Annotated in this window: 18 protein-coding genes; 12 read left to right on the top strand and 6 right to left on the bottom strand. The window is 64.7% G+C overall.

Translation table 11 applies throughout. From position 1 onward, the window contains the following. Nucleotide 1: 1 nt before the first annotated feature. Genes AC1RRE_RS06920 through coxB form a run of 3 tightly spaced genes read right to left on the bottom strand, consistent with a single transcriptional unit; the run spans nucleotide 2 to nucleotide 3,491 of the window. Nucleotides 2-946, bottom strand: a complete 945-nt coding sequence (locus AC1RRE_RS06920) for a heme o synthase (protein ID WP_492980378.1) — start codon at nucleotides 944-946, stop codon at nucleotides 2-4. Nucleotides 947-971: 25 nt separating this feature from the next. After that, nucleotides 972-2,591: a cytochrome c oxidase subunit I gene (gene ctaD / locus AC1RRE_RS06915; RefSeq protein WP_492980377.1), complete on the bottom strand. Its 1,620-nt coding sequence runs from the start codon at nucleotides 2,589-2,591 to the stop codon at nucleotides 972-974. Between the two features lie 27 nt (nucleotides 2,592-2,618). Continuing rightward, nucleotides 2,619-3,491, bottom strand: coding sequence for a cytochrome c oxidase subunit II (coxB, locus tag AC1RRE_RS06910; RefSeq protein ID WP_492980376.1), 873 nt, complete (start codon nucleotides 3,489-3,491; stop codon nucleotides 2,619-2,621). 231 nt (nucleotides 3,492-3,722) lie between these two features. On the opposite strand from coxB, the gene AC1RRE_RS06905 reads away from it, so the two are divergent. The 4 genes from AC1RRE_RS06905 (at nucleotide 3,723) to AC1RRE_RS06890 (ending at nucleotide 10,438) form a co-directional block, all read left to right on the top strand. Then, nucleotides 3,723-7,049, top strand: coding sequence for an EAL domain-containing protein (locus tag AC1RRE_RS06905; protein ID WP_492980375.1), 3,327 nt, complete (start codon nucleotides 3,723-3,725; stop codon nucleotides 7,047-7,049). A 136-nt stretch (nucleotides 7,050-7,185) separates the two neighbouring features. Further along, a complete protein-coding gene (gene tldD / locus AC1RRE_RS06900) occupies nucleotides 7,186-8,622 on the top strand; it encodes a metalloprotease TldD (RefSeq protein ID WP_492980374.1) in 1,437 nt (478 codons plus the stop codon). 32 nt (nucleotides 8,623-8,654) lie between these two features. Further along, nucleotides 8,655-9,488: a serine O-acetyltransferase gene (cysE, locus tag AC1RRE_RS06895; protein WP_492980373.1), complete on the top strand. Its 834-nt coding sequence runs from the start codon at nucleotides 8,655-8,657 to the stop codon at nucleotides 9,486-9,488. An 8-nt stretch (nucleotides 9,489-9,496) separates the two neighbouring features. Further along, complete coding sequence (locus AC1RRE_RS06890; RefSeq protein ID WP_492980372.1) at nucleotides 9,497-10,438, top strand: hypothetical protein; 942 nt, start codon at nucleotides 9,497-9,499, stop codon at nucleotides 10,436-10,438. Here the strand turns inward: AC1RRE_RS06890 and AC1RRE_RS06885 are convergent. Both AC1RRE_RS06885 and AC1RRE_RS06880 read right to left on the bottom strand, forming a co-directional pair. Then, nucleotides 10,419-11,783 carry a glutamate--cysteine ligase gene (locus tag AC1RRE_RS06885; RefSeq protein WP_492980371.1) on the bottom strand — a complete coding sequence of 455 codons (1,365 nt, stop codon included), beginning with the start codon at nucleotides 11,781-11,783 and terminating at the stop codon, nucleotides 10,419-10,421. The two genes, AC1RRE_RS06890 and AC1RRE_RS06885, sit on opposite strands and share 20 nt — an antisense overlap. A 202-nt stretch (nucleotides 11,784-11,985) precedes the next feature. Further along, the gene (locus AC1RRE_RS06880) at nucleotides 11,986-12,717 is read right to left on the bottom strand and encodes a 16S rRNA (uracil(1498)-N(3))-methyltransferase (RefSeq protein ID WP_492980370.1); all 732 of its coding nucleotides are present in this window, start codon (nucleotides 12,715-12,717) and stop codon (nucleotides 11,986-11,988) included. Nucleotides 12,718-12,757: 40 nt separating this feature from the next. Between AC1RRE_RS06880 and ubiA the strand changes: the two genes are divergently transcribed. Beyond that, nucleotides 12,758-13,684: a 4-hydroxybenzoate octaprenyltransferase gene (gene ubiA, locus AC1RRE_RS06875; protein WP_492980369.1), complete on the top strand. Its 927-nt coding sequence runs from the start codon at nucleotides 12,758-12,760 to the stop codon at nucleotides 13,682-13,684. Between the two features lie 55 nt (nucleotides 13,685-13,739). Continuing rightward, nucleotides 13,740-14,492: a hypothetical protein gene (locus tag AC1RRE_RS06870; RefSeq protein ID WP_492980368.1), complete on the top strand. Its 753-nt coding sequence runs from the start codon at nucleotides 13,740-13,742 to the stop codon at nucleotides 14,490-14,492. Here AC1RRE_RS06870 and AC1RRE_RS06865 read toward each other — a convergent pair. Continuing rightward, nucleotides 14,477-15,223 carry a hypothetical protein gene (locus tag AC1RRE_RS06865; protein ID WP_492980367.1) on the bottom strand — a complete coding sequence of 249 codons (747 nt, stop codon included), beginning with the start codon at nucleotides 15,221-15,223 and terminating at the stop codon, nucleotides 14,477-14,479. The genes AC1RRE_RS06870 and AC1RRE_RS06865 overlap by 16 nt on opposite strands. 74 nt (nucleotides 15,224-15,297) lie before the next feature. Between AC1RRE_RS06865 and AC1RRE_RS06860 the strand changes: the two genes are divergently transcribed. The 6 genes from AC1RRE_RS06860 (at nucleotide 15,298) to AC1RRE_RS06835 (ending at nucleotide 21,822) form a co-directional block, all read left to right on the top strand. After that, nucleotides 15,298-16,209: a DMT family transporter gene (locus AC1RRE_RS06860; protein WP_492980366.1), complete on the top strand. Its 912-nt coding sequence runs from the start codon at nucleotides 15,298-15,300 to the stop codon at nucleotides 16,207-16,209. After that, complete coding sequence (locus AC1RRE_RS06855; RefSeq protein ID WP_492980365.1) at nucleotides 16,209-17,723, top strand: UbiD family decarboxylase; 1,515 nt, start codon at nucleotides 16,209-16,211, stop codon at nucleotides 17,721-17,723. The genes AC1RRE_RS06860 and AC1RRE_RS06855 overlap by 1 nt, the downstream gene beginning before the upstream one ends. Before the next feature lie 99 nt (nucleotides 17,724-17,822). Next, nucleotides 17,823-19,286 carry an adenylate/guanylate cyclase domain-containing protein gene (locus AC1RRE_RS06850; RefSeq protein ID WP_492980364.1) on the top strand — a complete coding sequence of 488 codons (1,464 nt, stop codon included), beginning with the start codon at nucleotides 17,823-17,825 and terminating at the stop codon, nucleotides 19,284-19,286. A 64-nt stretch (nucleotides 19,287-19,350) separates the two neighbouring features. Then, a complete protein-coding gene (locus AC1RRE_RS06845; RefSeq protein ID WP_492980363.1) occupies nucleotides 19,351-19,650 on the top strand; it encodes a hypothetical protein in 300 nt (99 codons plus the stop codon). Between the two features lie 34 nt (nucleotides 19,651-19,684). Next, the gene (locus AC1RRE_RS06840; RefSeq protein ID WP_492980362.1) at nucleotides 19,685-21,040 is read left to right on the top strand and encodes a TldD/PmbA family protein; all 1,356 of its coding nucleotides are present in this window, start codon (nucleotides 19,685-19,687) and stop codon (nucleotides 21,038-21,040) included. After that, entirely contained in the window at nucleotides 21,040-21,822 is a 783-nt protein-coding gene (locus AC1RRE_RS06835) for a 3'(2'),5'-bisphosphate nucleotidase CysQ (protein ID WP_492980361.1), read from the top strand. Before AC1RRE_RS06840 ends, AC1RRE_RS06835 begins: the two co-directional genes overlap by 1 nt. Nucleotides 21,823-22,003: the final 181 nt, after the last annotated feature.

Here is a 22,003-nt window from a genome sequence, read left to right as displayed (position 1 = left end):
GTCACGCTCCCCAGCCGAGGCTGTGTTCGGCCAGCAGAAGGGCGAACAGCAGGAACAGGTAGAGGATCGAATAGGCGAACATGTGCTTGGCGGCGCGGTCGCCGGTGCCGCGCCAGATGCGCACAGCCAGCGCCAGGAAGATCGCGCCCAGCACGGCAGTCACGCCGCCATAGAGCGGGCCGGCCAGTCCGAGTGCCCAGGGGCTGAGCGTCAGCGGCACCAGCAGCAGGCTGTAGATCAGGATCTGGCGGCGGGTTTCGCGTTCGCCGGCCACGACCGGCAGCATCGGCACGCCGGCGCGGGCATAGTCGTCCGAACGATAGAGCGCCAGCGCCCAGAAATGCGGCGGCGTCCACATGAAGATGATGGCGAACAGCAGCACCGGCAGCAGGCTGAGATCGCCAGTGACGGCGGCCCAGCCGATCATCGGCGGGAAAGCGCCGGCGGCGCCACCGATCACGATGTTCTGCGGCGTGCGGCGCTTCAGCCACATGGTGTAGACGAAAACGTAGAAGCCGATGGTCAGGGCCAGGATCGCGGCGGCGACCCAGTTGACGGCCAGCGCCATCACCAGGATCGAGGCGACCGAAAGCACGCAGCCGAAGCCGAGCGCTTCCTCACGGGTGACACGGCCCTGCGGGATCGGACGACCCTGCGTGCGCTGCATCACCGCATCAATATCGGCGTCGTACCACATGTTGATGGCGCCCGAGGCGCCGGCACCGATGGCGATGCAGAGCAATGCCGTGATCGCCAGGGTGGGATGCAGATAGCCTGGCGCAAGCACCATCCCGACCAGGCCGGTGAAGACGACCAGCGACATCACGCGCGGCTTCAGCAGCGCGAGATAGTCGGCCGGACGGGCCTCGCCAGACTGGGCATAGGCAGCATCGAGGCCGGCATTGCCGGCCTCGTTACGCTGTGAGATGAAGCTCGCGTCGGTCAAACCGATTGCTCCCGAAACTCCGGCCTTACTTGATAACCGGCAGCTTTTCGTACTGGTGGAACGGCGGCGGCGAGGTCAGGGTCCACTCCAGAGTGGTCGCACCCTCGCCCCACGGATTATCGGCAACCTTCTTCTTGCGGATGAAGGCGGCGATCACTGTACCGACAAAGAACAGCGTCGAGGCGAAGGCGATATAGGCGCCGATCGAAGCGACATAGTTCCAGCCGGCGAAGGCATCCGGATAATCCGGGATACGGCGCGGCATACCCTGCAGGCCCAGGAAGTGCATCGGGAAGAACAGCAGGTTGACGCCCAGGAAGGTGGTCCAGAAGTGGATCTTGCCGGCGGTCTCGCTCAGCTCGTAACCCGACATCTTGCCGAACCAGTAGTAGAAGCCGGCAAAGATGGCGAACACGGCGCCAAGGCTGAGCACGTAGTGGAAATGCGCCACCACGTAATAGGTGTCATGCAGGTAGGTGTCGACGCCGGCATTCGCCAGCACGACGCCGGTGACGCCGCCGACCGTGAACAGGAAGATGAAGCCGATGGCGAACAGCATCGCGACGCTGAAGCGGATCGAGCCGCCCCACATCGTCGCGATCCACGAGAAGATCTTCACGCCGGTCGGCACCGCAATCACCATGGTGGCAGCGGTGAAGTAGGCGCGGGTGTCGACGTCCAGGCCCACGGTGTACATGTGGTGCGCCCAGACGACGAAGCCGACGACGCCGATGGCGACCATGGCGTAGGCCATGCCGAGATAGCCGAACACCGGCTTCTTCGAGAAGGTCGAGATCACCTGGCTGACAATGCCGAAGCCGGGCAGGATCAGGATGTACACTTCGGGATGGCCGAAGAACCAGAACAGATGCTGGAACAGGATCGGATCGCCGCCGCCATCGGGCTTGAAGAACGAAGTGCCGAAATAGCGGTCGGTCAGCAGCATGGTGATGCCGCCGGCCAGAACCGGCAGCGACAGCAGCAGCAGGAAGGCAGTGATCAGCACCGACCACACGAACAGCGGCATCTTGTGCAGGGTCATGCCCGGCGCGCGCATGTTGAAGATGGTGGTGATGAAGTTGATCGCGCCCAGGATCGAGGACGCGCCCGCGATGTGCAGGCTCAGGATGGCGAAGCCGACGGCCGGGCCGGGATGGCCGACATCCGACGACAGCGGCGGATAGATCGTCCAGCCGCCGCCCATGCCGAGACCGCCAGCCGGGCCTTCCACCATGGTGGAGAGCAGCAGGCAGCCGAACGAGGGGATCAGCAGCCAGAAGGAAATGTTGTTCATGCGCGGGAAGGCCATGTCCGGCGCGCCGATCATCAGCGGCACGAACCAGTTGCCGAAGCCGCCGATCATCGCGGGCATGACCATGAAGAAGATCATGATCAGGCCGTGGCCGGTGACCAGCACGTTGAACAGATGGTGGTTGCCGGCAAGGATGCCGTCACCCGGGTTCATCAGTTCGGCGCGCATCAGCACCGAGAAGAAGCCGCCGATCAGCCCCGCCATGACGGCGAAGATCAGGTACAGCGTGCCGATGTCCTTGTGGTTGGTCGAATACATCCACCGACGCCAGCCGGTCGGCAGATGATGATCGTCGTGATGGTCGTGGGCCGCGTGGGCGTGAGCCTGAGCCATGACGTTCCCCTACTCTATCTGATGCGATTACTGGGCGACGCGCGCGTCGGCGAGACGCGGCGACACACCGTCGACAGTGGCGAATTTCTGCTTCGCTTCCTCAGCCCACTTGGCATAAGCGGCCTTGGAAACGACCTGCACCTTGATCGGCATGTAGCCGTGATAGGCGCCGCAGATTTCCGAGCACTGGCCGTAATAGGTGCCTTCGCGTTCGGCGCGGAACCAGGTCTCGTTGGTGCGGCCCGGCACGGCGTCCTTCTTCACGCCGAAGGCCGGCATGGCCCAGGCATGGATGACGTCGGCGGCGGTGACCAGCAGGCGGATGTTGGTATCGACCGGAACGACGACGATGTTGTCGGTCTCCAGCAGGCGATGCTGGCCGGCCTTGATCTCGTTTTCCGGAATGATGGTGGCATCGAAGGTGAAGTTGCCGTTGTCCGGATATTCGTAGGACCAGTACCACTGCTTGCCGATCGCCTTGATGGTCAGTTCGGCATTCTTGGTCTTGTCGCCGAAATACAGCAGCTTGAAGGACGGCACCGCGATCACGATCAGGATCAGGATCGGCACCACGGTCCACAGCACTTCGATCAGCGTGTTGTGCGAGGTCTTCGACGGCACCGGGTTGGCACCGGCGCGGAAGCGCCACACCACGTAGACCAGTAGGGCCAGCACGAAGAGCGTGATCAGCGTGATCACCCACATCAGCAGGTCATGGAAGGTGTGCATGTCGCGCGCGACCGGGCTCACGGCGGGCTGCATGCCCAGGAGCCACGGCGCCGGCAGGCCCGGCGTCTGCTCGGCGGCCATGGCGGCTGCCGGAAGCATGGCGACAAACGCGGCCACAGCCGCAACACGGCGGGCGGCCCAGCGGACGGCCGCAAACGAATTCCACCCCATCGTTCAATACCCTCGCTTAATGACTTGGGAGTCTGACTCTATTTCGAGGCCGGACCATACACCGGCCCTTGCCGGCCGCCCAGTCTGCCGGCGGCGGTCGGAGGGCATTCTGCGACGATTTGTCGCTCCGCCCGCACAGGCCCCCGAACCACCCCCTTAAGCATTGATTTGGCTTGCGCTTGCGCCATCGCGACCAGCCCCCTAATCTGCCCTTTCCTGGGGGCCAGAGGCATGCTCGATCCGAACCAGCGGAAACTGACGCAGGACATACTCGACTGGCTTGATCGGCCCGCATTCACGGTAGAATACGGCCCCGGTGATGACTACCGATACGTGTCCTGCAACACCGCTTACGCCGCTTTGACGGAGATGAACGCTGAAGCCCTGACCGGTCAGGGCCTGTCGGCGGGCTTTGCCCTGGGCGAAGTCGACAAGGTGCGCGAGCTGCTCGACACCACCCGCCGGGAAGGCCGCCGCCAGATCGGCAACACCCTGATCCGCTGGGCCAATGGCTGGCTCTGCCAGGGCCTTACCGTCGCCCCGCTCAATGACAATGACGGCCGCGTCGCTGGCCTGATGGTGATCGCCGAGGCCAGCACGCCCGAAAAGATGCACCAGGTCGCCCTGCAGGTGGCCGAGTACAAGCTGCGCGATTTCGCCGAACTGGCATCGGACTGGTTCTGGGAAACCGATGCGGATCATAAGTTTACCTGGATTTCCGAGTCATCGGCGACGCATACCACGGCGCTGCGTGCCCAGTTCCTCGGCCGCTGCCGCTGGGAGGTCGCCGTCCAGGGCGATTCCGAGGCCGACCTGCTGTTCTGGGACGAGCATCGCCGCCAGCTCGACCGCCACGAGCCCTTCCGCGGCTTCCGCTACTGCTCGATCAACACCGGCATCGAGCTGTGGATCGAGATCAACGGCAAACCGGTCTTCGACGCCAGCGGGCGTTTCATGGGCTATCGCGGCTCGGGCCGCGACATCACCGAACAGTACCGCCAGCAGCGCCGCATCGAAGCCGCCCTGCGCCAGGCCGAGGAAGCCAGCCGCGCCAAGAGCCAGTTCCTGGCCAATATGAGCCATGAGCTGCGCACGCCGCTGAACGCCATCATCGGCTTCTCGGAAATCATCCGCGACCAGATGTTCGGCTCGGTCGGCATCCCGCGCTATGTCGACTACGCGCGCGACATCAACGGCTCGGGCACCCATCTGCTGGCGCTGATCGGCGACATTCTCGACATGTCGCGCATCGAGGCGGGCTATTACGCGCTGGATGAAAAGGCCGTCGATCTCTCGGCCGTCATCACCTCGGCCCTGACCATGGTGCGGCCGCAGGCCGAACGCGGCGGCATCTCCTTGCGCAACCTGTCGCCCGACAGCCTGCCGCAACTGCGCGCCGACGAACGCGTGGTTAAGCAGGTGCTGATCAACCTGCTGGGCAACGCCGTGAAATTCACGCCCGGTGGCGGCACCATCGATGTGATCTTCCGCCAACTGCCCGACGGCACGCCGGCGCTGACCGTGGTCGACACCGGCATCGGCATTCCGCCCGAGCGCCTGGAACATATCTTCGAACCCTTCCAGCTCGCCAAGGCGGAAGTGGCGCGCCAGCATGGCGGCACCGGCCTTGGCCTGTCGATCAGCAAGCGCCTGATGGAATTGCATGGCGGCTCGCTGATGCTGAGCAGCACGATCGGCAGCGGCACGCAGGCGCAGATGACCTTCCCCGCCTGGCGCATGCTGTCGGATGTGGACGAGAACTGGACGCCGCCGGAGCAGCCGAGCACGCCGCCGCAGCCGCCCGAACCGCCGCCGGCCGCCATCGCACCGGTGAAGCAGCGCGTCGCCGAGCCCGCCGCCACCCATGAAGGCGGCCTTGGCGACACGCTGCGCGAATTGCTCGCCACCATGAACGAGGGCGTGTTGAGCATCGACGGCCAGGGCCTGCTGGTCAGCGTCAGCGACACCTGCGCCCAGATGTTCGGCTACCAGCCTGACGAACTGGTCGGCCAGAATGTGAAGATTCTGATGCCCGAGCCGTTCCGGTCGGGTCATGATTCCTATGTGCGCAACTATCTCACCACCAAGCGTGCCAAGATTCTCAACCTGGGTCGCGACACGTTGGGCCGCAAGAAATCAGGCGAGATTTTCCCGATCCACCTCAGCGTCGGCGAATACAACGGCGAGAACGGCGCGGGCTTCGTTGGCATCGTGCGCGACATCTCCGACCGTCGCGACGTCGAGCTGCGCGCCGAATTCGCCAGCCGCAACGATCCGCTTACCGGCATCCTCAACCGCGCCAGCCTGATCGCCGAGACCGAGCGCATGCTGGGCGCCCAGCATCGTCTCGATGGCGGCCTGTGGGTGCTGTTCAACCTCGACATGGACGGTTTTCGCGACATCAACGAGGGCTTCGGCTACCACATCGGCGACAGTGTGCTGAAAAGCACCGCCGACCGCCTGGCCGAAGTGCTGCCGCGCGAAGCGCTGGTCGGCCGCATCGCCGCCGACCAGTTCTCTGCCCTGGCCGCCGTCACCGATCTCAACAACGCGCTGAACCTGTCGCAGGCCTTGCATGCGCACCTGACCAAGCCGCTCACCGTCGAGGGCCGGGTGGTGACGCTGAAGGTCAGCATGGGCGCGGCCATCATCGACGATCCGTCCGAGAAGATGAGCGATGCGCTGGCCAAGGCCGAACTGGCGATGAAGCTGGTGCGCGCCGCCGGCGGCGATTCCACGCGTTTCTACAGCCCGGAAATGACCCGTGCGGCCGAACGCCGGCTGCGGCTGACCATGAATCTCGACGCCGCCATCACGCAGAACGAATTCCATGTCGTCTACCAGCCGGTGGTGGAGACGACGAGCGGCGCGATCTGCGCCATCGAGGCGCTGCTGCGCTGGCACCATCCCGATCTCGGCGCCATCTCGCCATCGGAATTCATCCCGCTGGCCGAAGAAACCGGCTCCATTGTGGCGATCACGCGCTGGGTCTTCGCCCATGTCTCGGACCAGATTCGCCAGTGGCTGCGCGACGGCGTCGAACCGCGCCGCGTCTTCGTCAATGTCTCGGGCCAGCAGTTCATCCGCGACGACCTGCCCGCCCATTTCCGCAAGATGGCGGCCGACGAACCCGAACTGATCCCCTTCCTCGGCATCGAGATCACCGAGCAGGCCGCGATCCAGAACATGGAAGCCACTGTGCAGGCGATCCGCGAACTTGCCGAGATCGGCATCGACGCGGCGCTGGACGATTTCGGCACCGGCTATTCAAGCTTGAGCTACATCCAGCGGCTGCCGATCCGCAAGATCAAGCTCGACCGCGCCTTCATCGCCGACCTGCCGGGCAATGATCGCGACATCGCGCTGGTCCGCGCCATGATCGGTATGGCCAACGGTCTTGATCTGCCGGTGGTGGCCGAGGGTGTGGAAACCCCGGCGCAGCGCGATTTCCTGCGCGGCGTCGGCTGTAGCGAGCTGCAGGGTTATCTGATCAGCAAGCCGGTCCCGCCGGCCGAGATCACCGCCCTGCTGAAAACCAGCGACAGGCGCCGCCGTTAGGCGGAAAAGGATTTGGTGCCGCCGTTACGGCGACAGGACGCCGGTCACAGCCGCGCTATCCGGGCAGACGGGGGCTGTATTTTCCTTAACCCCGACGCCATATAATTCCCGACCGCTTTCCCCTGACGAGGTCCCCATGGCCGCCACCACTGCCCAGGAACTGTTCTTCACCCGCGCCGGGCTCGACCGTACGCGGCTGGACGGCATTGTCGGCGATGCGCTGCATGGCGCCGATGACGGCGAGCTCTTCCTGGAATACAGCCAGTCCGAAAGCTTCAGTTTCGATGACGGCCGGTTGAAATCGGCTTCCTATGACACCACGCAAGGGTTTGGCCTGCGTGCCGTCTCGGGCGAGCAGACCGGCTATGCCCATGCCTCCGACCTGAGCGAGGAGGCGATCAAGCGCGCCGCCACCACCGTCCGCGCCGTGCGCGATGGCCATGGCGGCGAGATGAGCGGCCCGCCGCCGGCCACCAACCGCCATCTCTATGGCAACGACAATCCGCTGAACGAAATTCCCTTCGAGCAGAAGGTGGCGCTGCTGCAGGCCATCGACGCCTATGCGCGCTCCAAGGACCCGCGCGTGAAGCAGGTCTCGGTCTCGCTGGCCGGCAGCTGGCAGGCGGTGGGCATCCTGCGTGCCGATGGCAGCCTGATGCAGGACGTGCGCCCGCTGGTTCGTCTGAACGTGGCCGTTGTCGCAGGCCAGGGTGACCGCATGGAAACCGGCAGCCGTGGCGCCGGTGGCCGCGTCGGCTACAGCCGCTTCTTCGATCCGGTCCACTGGCAGGCTGAAGTGGACGATGCCCTGCGCCAGGCACTGGTCAATCTGGATTCCATCCCGGCGCCGGCCGGCGAAATGAAAGTCGTGCTTGGTCCGGGCTGGCCCGGCGTGCTGCTGCATGAAGCCATCGGCCACGGCCTGGAAGGCGACTTCAACCGCAAGAAGACCTCGGTCTTCTCCGGCATGGTGGGAGAGCGCATTGCGGCAAAGGGCGTCACCATCGTGGATGACGGCACCATCGAAAGCCGCCGCGGCTCACTCAGCATCGACGATGAAGGTACACCGACCGAGAACACCATGCTGATCGAGGACGGCATCCTGAAGGGCTTCATGTACGATCGCATGAACGCCCGCCTGATGAACGTGAAGTCGACCGGCAACGGCCGGCGGCAGTCGTTTGCCCATAATCCGATGCCGCGCATGACCAACACCTACATGCTGGCCGGCGACCGCGACCCGGGCGAAATCCTCGCCGGCGTCGACAAAGGCATCTATGCGGTGAATTTCGGCGGCGGTCAGGTGGACATCACCTCGGGCAAGTTCGTCTTCTCCTGCACCGAGGCCTATATGGTCGAGAACGGCAAGGTCGGTGCGCCCATCAAGGGCGCCACCCTGATCGGCGCCGGCGCCGAGGTGCTGAAGAAGGTGACCGCCGTGGGCAACGATCTGGAGCTGGATGCCGGCGTCGGCACCTGCGGCAAGTCGGGCCAGGGCGTGCCGGTGGGTGTGGGTCAGCCGACCCTGCTGATTGAAGGATTAACGGTGGGCGGAACCGCCAAAGCCGCGTAAACTATCCACAGGTATCCGAGGGGGAAGGTCCCATGCCCGCCAGCCTAGGCAAGACACATAGCAGCGCCGATCTGCTCAAGCACGATCCGGTGTGGCAGCGCATCCGCGAGGAAGCCGCCGTCGTCGCCCAGCAGGAACCGCTGCTGGGCAGCATGGCGCATTCCGCTGTACTGCATCACGAGCGTCTGGAAGATGCGCTGAGCTACATCCTGGCGCAGAAGCTGGGCAGCGCCGAACTGCCGGCGCTGGGCCTGCGCGAAGTGATCGAAGAAGCCTTCGACTCCGATCCCGATATCGGCCATGCCGTGCGGGCCGACCTGGTCGCCGTGAATGAGCGCGATCCGGCCTGCCGCAGTTTCCTGAAGCCCCTGCTGTTCTTCAAGGGCTTCCAGGCGCTGCAGGCGCATCGCGTGGCGCATTGGCTGTGGCACCAGCGCCGCGAGACCATGGCCTTCCTGCTGCAGAGCCGCAGTTCGGAAACCTTCGCCGTCGACATCAATCCGGCCACCAAGTTCGGTCGCGGCATCCTGATCGATCATGGCACCGGTGTGGTGATCGGCGAGACCGCCGTGATCGAGGATGATGTCTCGATCCTGCAGAACGTCACGCTTGGCGGAACCGGCAAGGAAACCGGCGACCGCCATCCGAAGATCCGTCGCGGCGTGCTGATCAGCGCTGGCGCCAAGATTCTCGGCAATATCGAAATCGGTGAAGGCGCCAAGATCGGCGCCGGCAGCGTGGTTCTCATCCCGGTGCCGCCCCATTGCACGGCCGCCGGCGTCCCGGCCAAGATCGTGGGCAATTGCGAGTGTGAGCAGCCCTCGCGCGAGATGAACCACAGCTTCCCCGATCACCGCAACGACTGAGTCCTGACATGCGTCGGCTGGCTTTTGTCCTGCTGCTTCTCGCGGCCCAATCTGCTGCGCCACGGCCCGTTGCCGCGCAATCCCTGATCGGCGCGCTGGAATGGCTGCCGCCCGGCAGCCTGTCGGTGCAATCCCTCAGCCAGCGTCCGCAGGAATCGCTTGAAGGCGGCGAGAAGCAGAGCTTCTACGTCGAGTTCGGTCGGCTGGCCTTCCGCAGCCCCGACATCCTGGGTGGCACCGCGCGCAAGGCCGGGCTGTCCTGTCAGGCCTGCCACGCCAACGGCCATGCCACCACGGCCTTCTTCATCCCCAGCCTCTCTGACAAGCCGGGCACCATCGACGTCAGCAACGCCTTCTGGAACCTGCGCGGCGAGGATGACCAGTTCAATCCGCTGGAAATCCCCAGCCTGCGCGGCGTGAAAACGAAAGAGCGTTTCGGCCATGACAAGCGCATGGGCTCACTGCGTGAATTCACCCGCCGGGTGATCGTGACCGAGTTTGCCGGCGCCGAGCCGGACGGCCTGCTGCTGGATGCGCTCGTTGCCTATCAGGAAAAATTGCAGCCGGTCGCCGCTACTGAAGAGCCCATCACGCTAAAGGGAGACCTTAATGATCTCGTTCGGGTCGGTACGACAATCATCGTTCCTCTTCTAGAAGAAGATGTTGCCCTGACCAACCGCACCATCACCATGGTCCGCGGCCAGATCGGGTTTATTCATGAACGATTTGAAGGTTTCGCAGAAGCTCAGAGTTTGCTCGAGAACTGGTCACGCCGCCTTGCCGCTATCGACCAGCAGGCTCAAGTAGGGCAATGGCCCGCCGCTCGCCAAGCCCTTTGGGATTTGGGCGTGGAAATAATCTCAGCACCAAAGGCGCTGCGCGATGCCGAAGCAAACTCGCTTTACAATGCAGAGCGCCTGAAAACTTGGATCAATACGCCAGCTCGGTGAAGGCCGGATCGACCGACTGGTTCCAGCGGCCGTTATACAGCTTCAGCAGCGCTTCAGCCGGCGTCTCGCCGCTTTCCACGATGCGCACCAGCGGTTCCAGGAAATGCGTCTCGTCCTCGCCAGCCGGCGACAGGCGGCTGCGCGCCTTCAGCCCGCCCATGGCGATCTGCACCATCTGCTCGGCATAGTGCTTCAGCGGCCGTCCGCGCAGTGGCGTGTGCAGGCCGTATTTCGGAACATCCAGACGGAGCTGCTCGCGTTCGGCCAGCGTCCAGTCACGGCACAGGTCCCAGGCCGCATCCAGCGCGCCCTGGTCATACAGCAGGCCGACCCACAGCGCCGGCAGGGCGCAGAGCCGCGACCACGGACCGCCATCGGCGCCGCGCATCTCCAGGAAGCGCTTCATGCGCACTTCGGGGAACAGCGTGGTGATGTGATCGGCCCAATGCCGCAGCGTGGGCGTCTCGCCCGGCAGCGCCGGCAGCTTGCCCGCCATGAAGTCGCGGAAGCTCTGGCCCGAGGCATCGACATAGGCGCCGTCGCGATAGACGAAATACATCGGCACATCCAGCGCATGATCGACATAGCGCTCGAAGCTCATGGAATCATCGAAGACAAAGCCCAGCATGCCAGTGCGGTCGGGATCGGTATCGGTCCAGATCTGGCTGCGATAGCTCAGGAAGCCGTTCGGCTTGCCCTCGGTGAAGGGCGAGTTGGCGAACATCGCGGTGGCCAGCGGCTGCAGCGCCAGGCCGACGCGGAACTTCTTCACCATGTCGGCTTCAGAAGCGTAATCCAGATTCACCTGCACCGTGCAGGTGCGCAGCATCATGTCGAGGCCCAGATTGCCCTTCTTGGGCATATAGGCGCGCATGATGTCGTAGCGGCCCTTGGGCATCACCGGGATATCGTCGCGACGCCATTTCGGGTTGAAGCCCAGCCCCATCATGCCGAAGCCGAGTTCGGTGCCGATCTCGCGCACCTGCTTCAGATGCGTCGAGACCTCGATACAGGTCTGGTGGATGGTTTCCAGCGGCGCGCCGGACAGTTCGAACTGCCCGCCCGGCTCCAGCGTCACCGACTGGCCGTTCATGGTCAGTGCGATGACCTTGCCGTTCTCTTCGACCTTCTCCCAGCCGAAGCGCTGCATCTCTTCAAGCAGACGCTTGATCCCGACCTTGCCCTCATAGGGCAGCGCGCGATAGTCCGCGTTGTTGAAGGCGAATTTCTCGTGCTCGGTGCCGATGCGCCAGTCGGCGGCCGGCTTCGATCCTTGGGCGAGGTATTCGACAAGCTGGGTCTTGGATGAGATCGGCGTCTCAGGGGCCTGGGCCGGTCCGGACATGCAGGAAACCTCGGGTGATTTTTATTATCGTTACGCTGGCTGGACGGGGCCGGACAGAGCGGGGTTCAAAGACTGTACCGGGGCATATGGGGCAGTTATTGGTTCGTGTCTAGTACCGGAATACCGCGACTGGATGACAGTCCGGCGTTCGGCGGATGGTATAACCGCCGCCTAAACAACCGGCCCAATTTCGCCGGCCCGCCTAATTCCGCCGGGCCGATTGTAAAATGGCCAGGGCGGCAATGGCCGCTGTCTCGGCCCGCAGGATGGTCGGCCCCAGCGAAACGGCCCGGGCCTGCGGAACAGCCGCCAGACGCTGCAACTCTTCCGGCGCAAAGCCGCCTTCCGGCCCGATCAGCAGCGCGCAGGACGCAGCCGGCGGCAGGGCCTGCGCCGCCGTCAGCAGAGGCTCGGCATCCGCACGTTCGGCACAGACCAGCAGGCGACGATCGGCCGGCCAGTCCTGCAGCAGTTTCTCCAGCGTGACTGCCTCGGCCACGGCCGGCACATCCAGCCGTTCGCATTGCTCGGCCGCCTCGCGCGCATGGGCGGCCAGACGCGGAGCATTCACCTTCTGCATCTGCACGCGCCGGGTGATCACCGGCAGCAGGCGGCCGACATTCAGCTCGGTCGCCTTCTCGATGATGATCTCGATGCGACCCTGCTTGATCGGCGCGAAGCAGAGCCAGATATCGGGCGCTGCCTGATGGGGACGCAGCAGTGCCTCGACGGTCAGGCGGCAGGCCTTCTTGCCGGCTTCGGCGATGACGGCGCGGAACTCGCCGTCCCGGCCATTGAACAGCGCGACTGCCGCGCCGGCCTCCAGCCGCAGCACATGGCGCAGGTAATGCGCCTGCTCCTCGGCCAGCAGGATGCCGCCGCCGATGCTCAGATCGTCGGGAACGTAAAGACGGGTCCTGGTCACGTCGGTCATTAGGCTTGTCTGGTGCCAATAGCTGGACTACAGCAGCGTTATGACAAAGCCCGGCCCCGAAGTCACCGATCAGGCCCCCGCCGACGCTGTCGCTGGCCATTGGGTCGAGCGCTGGCTGCCGGCCGGCCTGCGCCCTTATGCCCGGCTGTCACGCCTGGATCGCCCGATCGGCACCTGGCTGCTGCTGCTGCCGGGCTGGTGGGCCATAGCATTGGCCCGGCGCGAAGGTCAGGACCTCGATATCGGGCTGATTATCCTGTTCGGCATCGGCGCACTGGTCATGCGCGGCGCCGGCTGCACCTTCAACGACATCGTCGACCGCGATTTCGACGGCAAGGTCGAACGCACCCGGCTGCGCCCCATCCCCTCGGGCCAGGTCACTGTCCTCCGGGCCTGGCTCTGGCTGGCGCTGCAGGCCCTGATCGGCTTCGTCATCCTCATGGAGATGAACGGCCTGGCCATCGGGCTGGGCGCGGCCTCGCTCGGTCTGGTCGCCATCTATCCCTTCATGAAGCGCGTCACCTGGTGGCCGCAGTTCTTCCTGGGGCTGGCTTTCAACTGGGGCGCGGTGCTGGGCTATGCCGCCATCGCCGGCCGGCTCGACTGGGTCACGCTAGTTCTTTACGTCTCGGGCATCGTCTGGACGCTGGGCTACGACACCGTCTATGCGCTGCAGGACAAGGAAGACGACGCCCTGATCGGCGTGAAGTCCACCGCGCGCCTGTTCGGCCGCCATGCCCGCCTGTGGATTGCCGGCTTCTATGACCTGACGCTGGCCGGCCTCGCCCTTGTGGGCTGGATGGCGAGCCTGGGCTGGCCTTTCTGGGTCTGCCTGGGGCTGGCCGCGCTGCACTTCGCCTGGCAGGTGCTGACGTTAAAGCCCGATGACAGCGCCGACGGCCTCGCCAAATTCCGGGCAAATCGCGATGTCGGTCTGATCATCTTTGCTGCCTTCTTATTGGGCTAGCGCTGCCCCAGCATAGTCCTTGGCGAAGCAGGGTCTCTTGCGTATGGTGCGCGCCATGACCCAGCGCCGAATCACACCGCAGGACTTCGCGAGCCTGTACAAGCAGTACAACGCCAATCTGGCTTTCGTGGATTGCGGCCGCAAATGTGCGCCGCTGAACAATGGCCAGCCGGTTTGCTGCAGCACCGAGAACGCCATTCCGGTGGTCGACAAGGCCGAGTTCAAGCTGCTGAAAAGCCGCACCGACCTCTGGTTCAGCTACAAGCCCAATGACGCCGCCTCGCGCAAGATCGTCAACGAGCTGACCGACAATGCCTGCGCGGTCGAGTGCAAGGGCGCCGCTTTCTGCGAGCGCGACAACCGCACCATCGCCTGCCGCTCCTTCCCCTTCTATCCCTACCTGGACAAGACCGGTAAGTTCATCGGGCTGACCTATTACTGGGATTTCGAAGATCGCTGCTGGATCATTTCCAATATGCAGGTGGTCGAGCGCAAGTTCGTCCAGGAAATGGTCGCCGCCTTCGAGCGCATCTTCAAGCTCGACCAGGAAGAATACGAGACCATGCGCGACCATTCGGCCACCATGCGCCGCGTGTTCAGCCGCAAGGGCAAGATCATCCCGGTGATCCACCGCGACGGCGGCTATTTCAAGATCAAGCCCAAGGACGGCGGCAAGCTGACCGCCTGCACGCCGGACGACTTCAAGAAGTTCGGCCCCTACAAGTCCGAAGCCGCCTATATCAAGGCCGTGAAGGCCGCCGGCGGCAAACTGGAGCCGGTCCCCAAGGGTGGCTATCTGGCACCCTGATCCGAGAAGAGGAACGTCCCGAGCAGCACCCAGCGCCGGGCATCCTTCTCTTTCTTCGGCTTCGCCCGCAGCGGCGTGGTGTAGTGCCAGAACGGCAGCCGATAGGCTGTCACCAGTCCGGGCTTCTGCGTCACCTCCACCATCTCGGTGAAATGCCCGGTCTTGGCGTAGACCAGATACTGGTCGCGCACCGCAGGCGTGGCGAAGCTGACATGCACATCCAGATAGCCGCGTGCAGCCTCCGGTTCTTCCGGATGATGGTCGGTATGCGGCCCGGCATAATCGCCGGCCGCATAGGCAATCGCCTGCAGGCCATACTTCTTTTTCAGTGGACGGCCGGCCAGAGCGGCGGCAAAAGCGCGATAGCTCTCCGAGCGCAGGCAGCCGATCAGGCCGATACCAGTCGCGACCTTGAAGGCGCTGGAGCGTGCATTGTCCAGATGGGTGGTGCGCTGGCGCATCGTCTTGGGCAGGGCTTCCGCGTAATTCTGCGTCTGCTCCCAGATCGTCTCGGGCGGGATCGGCTGCGCCATCTCGCGCAGTTCGGACAGCAGCGCCTTGTCGAGCAGGCCGGAGACGGCTCGGGCCTGGCGCGGATCGATCATGCCATCCAGCGCCAGGAAGCGCGTGCGCGGGTTGGCCAACGCGCCGGCCTGCGCATGGCGGCCAGCCAGCAGCGCGCGGCCCTTGGGCGTCAGCAGGTCGGCGAATTCAGCGGGAAAGCGGCGCATGCCATGGGCTTAAGCCCGGCTTAAGCCCTGGTCAAGCACTGGTCTGGCCGATCCCCGCCGCCTAATCTCCGGCCATGGAGTCCACCACCTCGCCGCGCGACCTGCGCATCGCCCAGATCCTGCTGTTCGTCACACCCGCCATGTTCACCACCAACATGGTGCTGGCGCGTGCCACCGCCGGCCTGATCCCGCCGGTGGCGCTGGCCGAAATGCGCTGGATCGGCGTGGTGCTTCTGCTGCTGCCCTTCTGCGGCCGCGAACTCTGGCAGGCCCGCGCGCAGTTGTTGCGCGACTGGCAGCAGCTCGCCATGCTCGGTTTCCTCGGCATGGGCATCTGCGGCGCCGCTGTCTACTACGGTGCGGCCACGACGACCGCCACCAATATCGGACTGATCTACGCCACCTCGCCGGTGCAGATCATCCTGCTCAGCCGCGCGCTGTTCGGCGAGGGCTTCAGCCTGCGCCAGGGGCTCGGCACGGCCATCGCACTGCTCGGCGTGCTGGTGATCATTCTGCGCGGCGATCCGGCGGCACTGCTGCATCTGAGCTTCTCGGCCGGCGACCTGATCATCTTCGGTGCCTCGGTCTCGTGGGCGCTCTACAGCGTGCTGCTGAAGCACTGGCCGAGCTCCTTGAGCGTCACCGCGCGTCTGGCCGCCATCGCGCTGGCTGGCGTGCTGGTCATGCTGCCGGTGCAAGCCTGGGAACTGGCCGTGATCGGCCCGCCTAGCTTCGACCTGCCCACGGTGGCTGCCGTGGCCACGCTCATTGTCGTCCCCGGCGTGGGCGCCTACGCGACTTTCAGCTACATGACCAAGCATCTGGGGGCCAGCCGCACCGCCCTGATGCTGTATCTGTCGCCGATCTATACCGCCGCCATGGCCTGGCTGCTTCTCGGCGAGGCGTTTGCATTCTACCATTGGCTCGGCGCGGCGCTGGTTCTGCCGGGCCTCTACCTCGCGACCCACAAGCCGGACCAAGCCTGATGCCCTATGCCTCGCTTCGCGATTTCATGACGCAGCTGGAGCAGCGCGGCCGTCTGGTGCGCGTGACCGAACCGGTCTCCACCGTGCTCGAGATGACCGAAATCCAGACCCGCCTGCTGGCCGAAGGCGGACCGGCGGTGCTGTTCGAAAAGCCCGTGCGCGCCGACGGCACGCCCAGCGACATTCCGGTGCTGGTGAACCTGTTCGGCACGGTCGAACGCGTTGCCTGGGGCATGGACCGTGAGCCGGCAGAGCTGAAGGATATCGGCGAGACGCTGGCCTTCCTGCGCCAGCCCGAACCGCCCGGCGGCTTCCGCGAAGCGCTGAACCTGCTGCCGCTGGTCAAGACCGTGATGGCAATGCAGCCGAAAACGGTGAGCAGCGCGCCGGTGCATGAAGTCGTGCTGCAGGGCGACGACATCGATCTGAACGCGCTGCCGATCCAGACCTGCTGGCCGGGCGAGCCGGCACCGCTGATCACCTGGCCGCTGGTGGTGACCCAGGGTCCGAGCAAGACGGACAAGACCGACCGCTTCAATCTCGGCATCTACCGCATGCAGGTGCTGAACAAGAACCAGACCCTGATGCGCTGGCTCAAGCATCGCGGTGGCGCGCAGCAGCACCAGCGCTGGAAGCAGGCCGGCAAACGCGAGCCGTTTCCCGCCGCTGTGGTCATCGGCGCCGATCCCGGCATCATTCTTTCCGCTGTCACGCCGGTGCCCGAGACATTGTCGGAATACCAGTTCGCGGGTCTCCTGCGCGGAAAGCGGGTCGAGCTGGTCGACTGCAAGACCATTCCGCTGAAAGTGCCGGCCGAAGCCGAGATCGTGCTGGAAGGCCATGTGTCGCTGGAGGATTACCGCGACGAAGGCCCCTATGGCGACCACACCGGCTATTACAATTCGGTCGAGCAGTTCCCGGTCTTCACCGTCACGGCGATTACCCGCCGCAAGCAGCCGATCTACCTGAGCACCTTCACCGGCCGGCCGCCGGATGAACCCAGCGTGCTGGGCGAGGCGCTGAATGATGTCTTCGTGCCGCTGATCCGCCAGCAGTTCCCCGAGATCGTCGACTTCTGGCTGCCGCCCGAGGGCTGCTCCTATCGCGTCGCCGTGGTCAGCATAAAAAAGGCCTATCCCGGCCATGCCAAGCGCGTGATGATGGGCGTGTGGTCCTACCTGCGCCAGTTCATGTACACCAAGTGGATCATCGTGGTGGACGACGACATCAATACCCGCGACTGGAAGGATGTGGTCTGGGCGATGTCGACCCGCATGGACCCTGCCCGCGACATCACTTTCGTCGAGCACACCCCCATCGACTATCTGGATTTCGCCTCGCCGGAATCCGGCCTTGGCAGCAAGATCGGTCTGGATGCCACCAATAAATGGCCGCCTGAGACGAAGCGCGAATGGGGCGAGAAAATCCGCATGGACGAGGATGTGATCCGCACCGTGACCGAGAAATGGGCCAAACTCGGCCTGCCCGGCAGCGGCAAGCCGATCTGGAAATGATCAATTCGGCCTGTCCTGTGGCCTAAGTCACAGGGCGGCCGATTGACGGCAGTCTCGTTCACTGCTGCAATCGCCTGATAGAACAGGGATTTAAGGGTGATGTCCATGCGGCTGCTGAAGCGCCTGCATGACCTGATGCACACACGAATCTGCGGCGGCTGGCACAAGGTGCAGCCCGACGCCGCCGAGGTCGCGCGTCTGCAAACCGCCTTCCAGGCCGAGGAATACGACGCGCTGCGCATGACCATGGGCCTGCGCTTCGCCGTCTGCTTTATCGTCGCCTGCATCCTTAGCGTCGAGATGGGCTTCCCGCTCGCCTATAATTACTACGGCTATCTCGGCGGCTTCGCCTTCTCATCCTACCTGCAGATGCTGATGCGCAAGCCCGGCACCGACCAGCCATGGATGCTCTGGCTGTTTCCTTTCATCGACATGGCGCTGCTCATCGCCGCCATCGCCCTGCCCAATCCCTTCGATATCAATCCGCTGCCGGCGCCCATGCGGCTCGGCTTCGACACCATTCTTTACGTCGCGCTGTTTGTCGTGCTGTCGGCGCTGGGCCAATCTCCGCGCGCCGTGCTCGCCACTACGCTGGCCGCTGTGATCACCTGGACCATCGGTACCATCTATGTCGTCATGCAGGACGGCGTCACCTTCGGCAGCCGCTTCGACAACATCCTGCATATGCCGGTGCAGGACCGCATCGCCTACATCCTCGACCCCTGGAATGTGCGGCTGGGTGAATTCCTGCCGCGCATGATCCTGATCAGCATGATCGGCATCCTGCTGGCCGTATCCGTGCAGCGCGCCCGCCACCTGATCGCCCGTCAGGTGGAAAGCGAACGCGCGCGCCGCAACCTGTCGCGCCACTTCTCGCCGCATATGGCCGAGGAACTGTCGAAGATGGATGACGCGATGGGCCAGGTGAAAAAACTGGACGCCGCCGTGCTGTTCGCCGATCTGGTCGGCTTCACGCAGATCGCCGACGACCACACGCCCGAGCAGACCATCGCCATCCTGCGCGAGGTACACCAGCGCCTCACCCGCGCCGTCAACGACAATGCCGGCACGCTGGACAAGTATCTGGGCGACGGCATCATGGCCTCCTTCGGCACGCCGCGCCCCGGCCCGCGCGATGCCTCTGCCGCCCTGCTGGCCGCCCGCGCCATGCTGCGCGAGATGGAGCATCTCAATCGCCAGCGCAAACTGCTGCACCAGACGCCGCTGCATCTGGCCGTCGGCATCCATTACGGCCCGTTGACGCTGGGCAATATCGGCGACGAGACCCGGGTGGAATACGCCCTGATCGGCGAGACCGTGAATGTGGCGCACCGGTTGGAACAGATGACCCGCTCGCTGAATGCCCAGCTCTGCCTGAGCCAGGCCTTCATCGACAAGCTGGGCGATGAAACCCGCGGCGATCTCGGCGCCGTGCGTGATCTGGTGGCGCTGAAGCCGCAGCCGATCCGCGGCCTGCGCGACCGCATGGTGCTGTGGATCCTGTCCCGCCCGGCGCTGTCGCCCGAGCCTGACGCACCGGAAGCCATTCCCACCATTCACTGACTGGCCAGCCTGCTGACCGGCCCATGGACTAGCGCTGCGGCCCGAAATACGGCAGCCTGAGCACATGCCGTTCCGTCCACCGCTCTCCCTGTTCCGCAAAGCCAAACCGGCTGATCGCGACCTGCTGCCCTGGTGGCATCCTGCCAGCCTGATGCGGGCCGGATGGAATCTCGCCTTTTCCGCCGGCCTGGGCGCCGCCATTGGCGCCATCCTGCTCGACCTGGCGGCCCAGATCGCGGCCAAGCTGGCTGGCGGCGACTGGATGGAGTGGCACGATCCGCTCAAGCCCTTTGCCTGGGCCATCGGTTGTTTTGTCGCCTTCGTTGCATATATGTCCTACAGGATGGACGATAAGACCGATTGATCCGTCTCCCACCGTTTTTCAAATTGAGCCCGGAATGTCCGATACCGCCCAGCGTGCCGCCAAGGCACAGACCCTCGTTGCCGACCTGATCAAGGCTGCCCGCAAGGCCGGCGCCGATGCGGCTGATGCGCTGTATTACGAATCACGCTCCCTGGGCGCCGGTGTACGCCATGGCAAGCCCGAGGATGTCGAGAGCTCGGAAGGCCGCGATCTTGGCCTGCGCGTGCTGGTCGGCAGGCAGCAGGCCTGCGTCTCCACCACCGATTTCGCCGCCGCCACGCTGGACGAACTGGTGACCCGCGCGGTCAGCATGGCGCGCGCCGCGCCCGAGGACAAATTTTGCGGCCTGCCTGATGCGAGCCAGCTGGCGACGCAGCGGCAGGACCTGGATCTCTTCGACGGCGTCGAACTGGAAATGCCGCAGTTGCTGGAACGCGCGCGTGAGGCCGAGGCAGCGGCTCTGGCCGTCTCCGGCGTGACCAATTCCGACGGCGGCAGCGCCGGTCGCGGTTTCAGCATGTCGGCCTATGCCAACAGCGAAGGCTTCAGCGGCGCCAACTGGGCCGGCTGGCACAGCCTTTCGGTCTCCTGCATCGCCGGCAAGGATACCGGCATGGAAACCGACTATGAGTCCGAATCCCGGCTCTACCTGTCCGACCTGCCCTCGCCGGAAGAGATCGGCCGCAAGGCCGGTGAACGCGTGGTGAAGCGTCTCAATCCGCGCAAGCTGGACAGCAAGCCGATGCCGGTGGTCTACGATCCGCGTGTCGCCATTGGCCTCGTCGGCCACCTGACGGGCGCCATCAACGGCGCCTCGGTGGCGCGCGGCACATCCTTCCTCAAAGACAGGATGGGCGAGATCATCTTCGCACCCGGCATCACCATCATGGACGATCCGTTGCGCAAGCGTGGCCTGCGGTCGCGCTGGTTCGATGGCGAAGGCGTGGCCAGCGTGCCGCGTGCACTGGTCGAGGACGGCCGCCTGCTCACCTGGCTGCTCGACTGCGCCACCGCGCGCCAGCTCGGCCTGACCAGCACCGGCCATGCTTCGCGCGGGACATCCTCGCCGCCCTCGCCCGGTGCCACCAATGTCTACATGAAGGCCGGTAAACTCAGCCCGGCCGAACTGATGGCCGATATCAAGGAAGGACTGTACGTGACCGACCTGATGGGCCAGGGCGTGAATGGCGTGACCGGCGATTACAGCCGCGGCGCCGCCGGCTTCCTGATCCGCAACGGCCAGATCGCCGAACCGGTGTCGGAAATCACCATCGGCGGCAACCTGAAGCAGATGTTCATGAACATCACCGCCGCCAACGACCTGCGCTTCCGCCATGGCGTCGATGCCCCCACCCTGCGTGTCGAGGGCATGACGGTCGCCGGTCGCTGATGAGCATCCTGACTCAGGATCGCGATCTCCTGCTCGCCGCCGTGCGCGAGGCCGGCGCGCTGGCGCTGGGCTATTTCAACAACGGCGTGAAGTCCTGGCACAAGAAGCCGAACGATCCGGTCTCGGAAGCCGATATTGCCGTTGACAGGCTGCTGCATGAACGGCTGGCCGTGGCCCGTTCCGATTACGGCTGGCTCAGCGAGGAAAGCGAACGTCGTCCCTCACAGGGCCGTAGCATCTGGGTGGTCGATCCCATCGACGGCACCCGCGCTTTTCTTGAAGGCAAGCCGGAATTCACCGTCTGCGTCGCCCTGCTGCAGGATGACCAGCCCATCCTCGCCGCCATCTACAATCCGGCCAGCGAGGAATTCTTCGAAGCTACCCATGGCGGCGGCGCCAAACTGAACGGCAAGAGCATCCATGCCTCGGGCCATGCCAGCCTGATGGAAGCGCGCTTCCTTGCTTCGCGCCGCACCTTTGAAAAGCACGGCTGGCTGAGCCGCGCTGCCAAGGCCGATTTCGGCTATCGCAACTCCATCGCCTATCGCATGGCGCTGGTGGCGGCCGGCAGGTTCGATGCCGCCATCAGCCTGACCGAGAAAAGCGACTGGGACATCGCCGCCGCCGACCTGCTGGTGCGCGAGGCCGGCGGCCGCGTCACCACGGCCGATGGCGCACCGCTCACCTACAGCACCGCGACGCACCGGCATCCTTCGGTAATCGCCACCGGCGCTTTCGTCTTCGACGACCTGGTCGACCTACTCAAGACCCGCAAGTCTTGATCGGCGACCAAGGCGCCCTACCTCTGAAGCGCCGCTGTTGCCCATCGTGAAGACCTGCCTGTCCGGAACGGGACAGACTTGGCCCGAACTGGCTCCGAATGGGACTCAATTGGTCCTGAATGGGCTCGAACTGGCTCCCAATTGGCTCTCAATGGGACGCAACAGGCCCTGAACGGGCTTC

It is taken from the genome of Ferrovibrio sp. GW821-FHT12D07 (assembly GCF_058807275.1).
The sequence above is the reverse complement of the archived record's forward strand: the minus strand, read 5'-3'. Positions and strand labels throughout refer to the sequence as shown.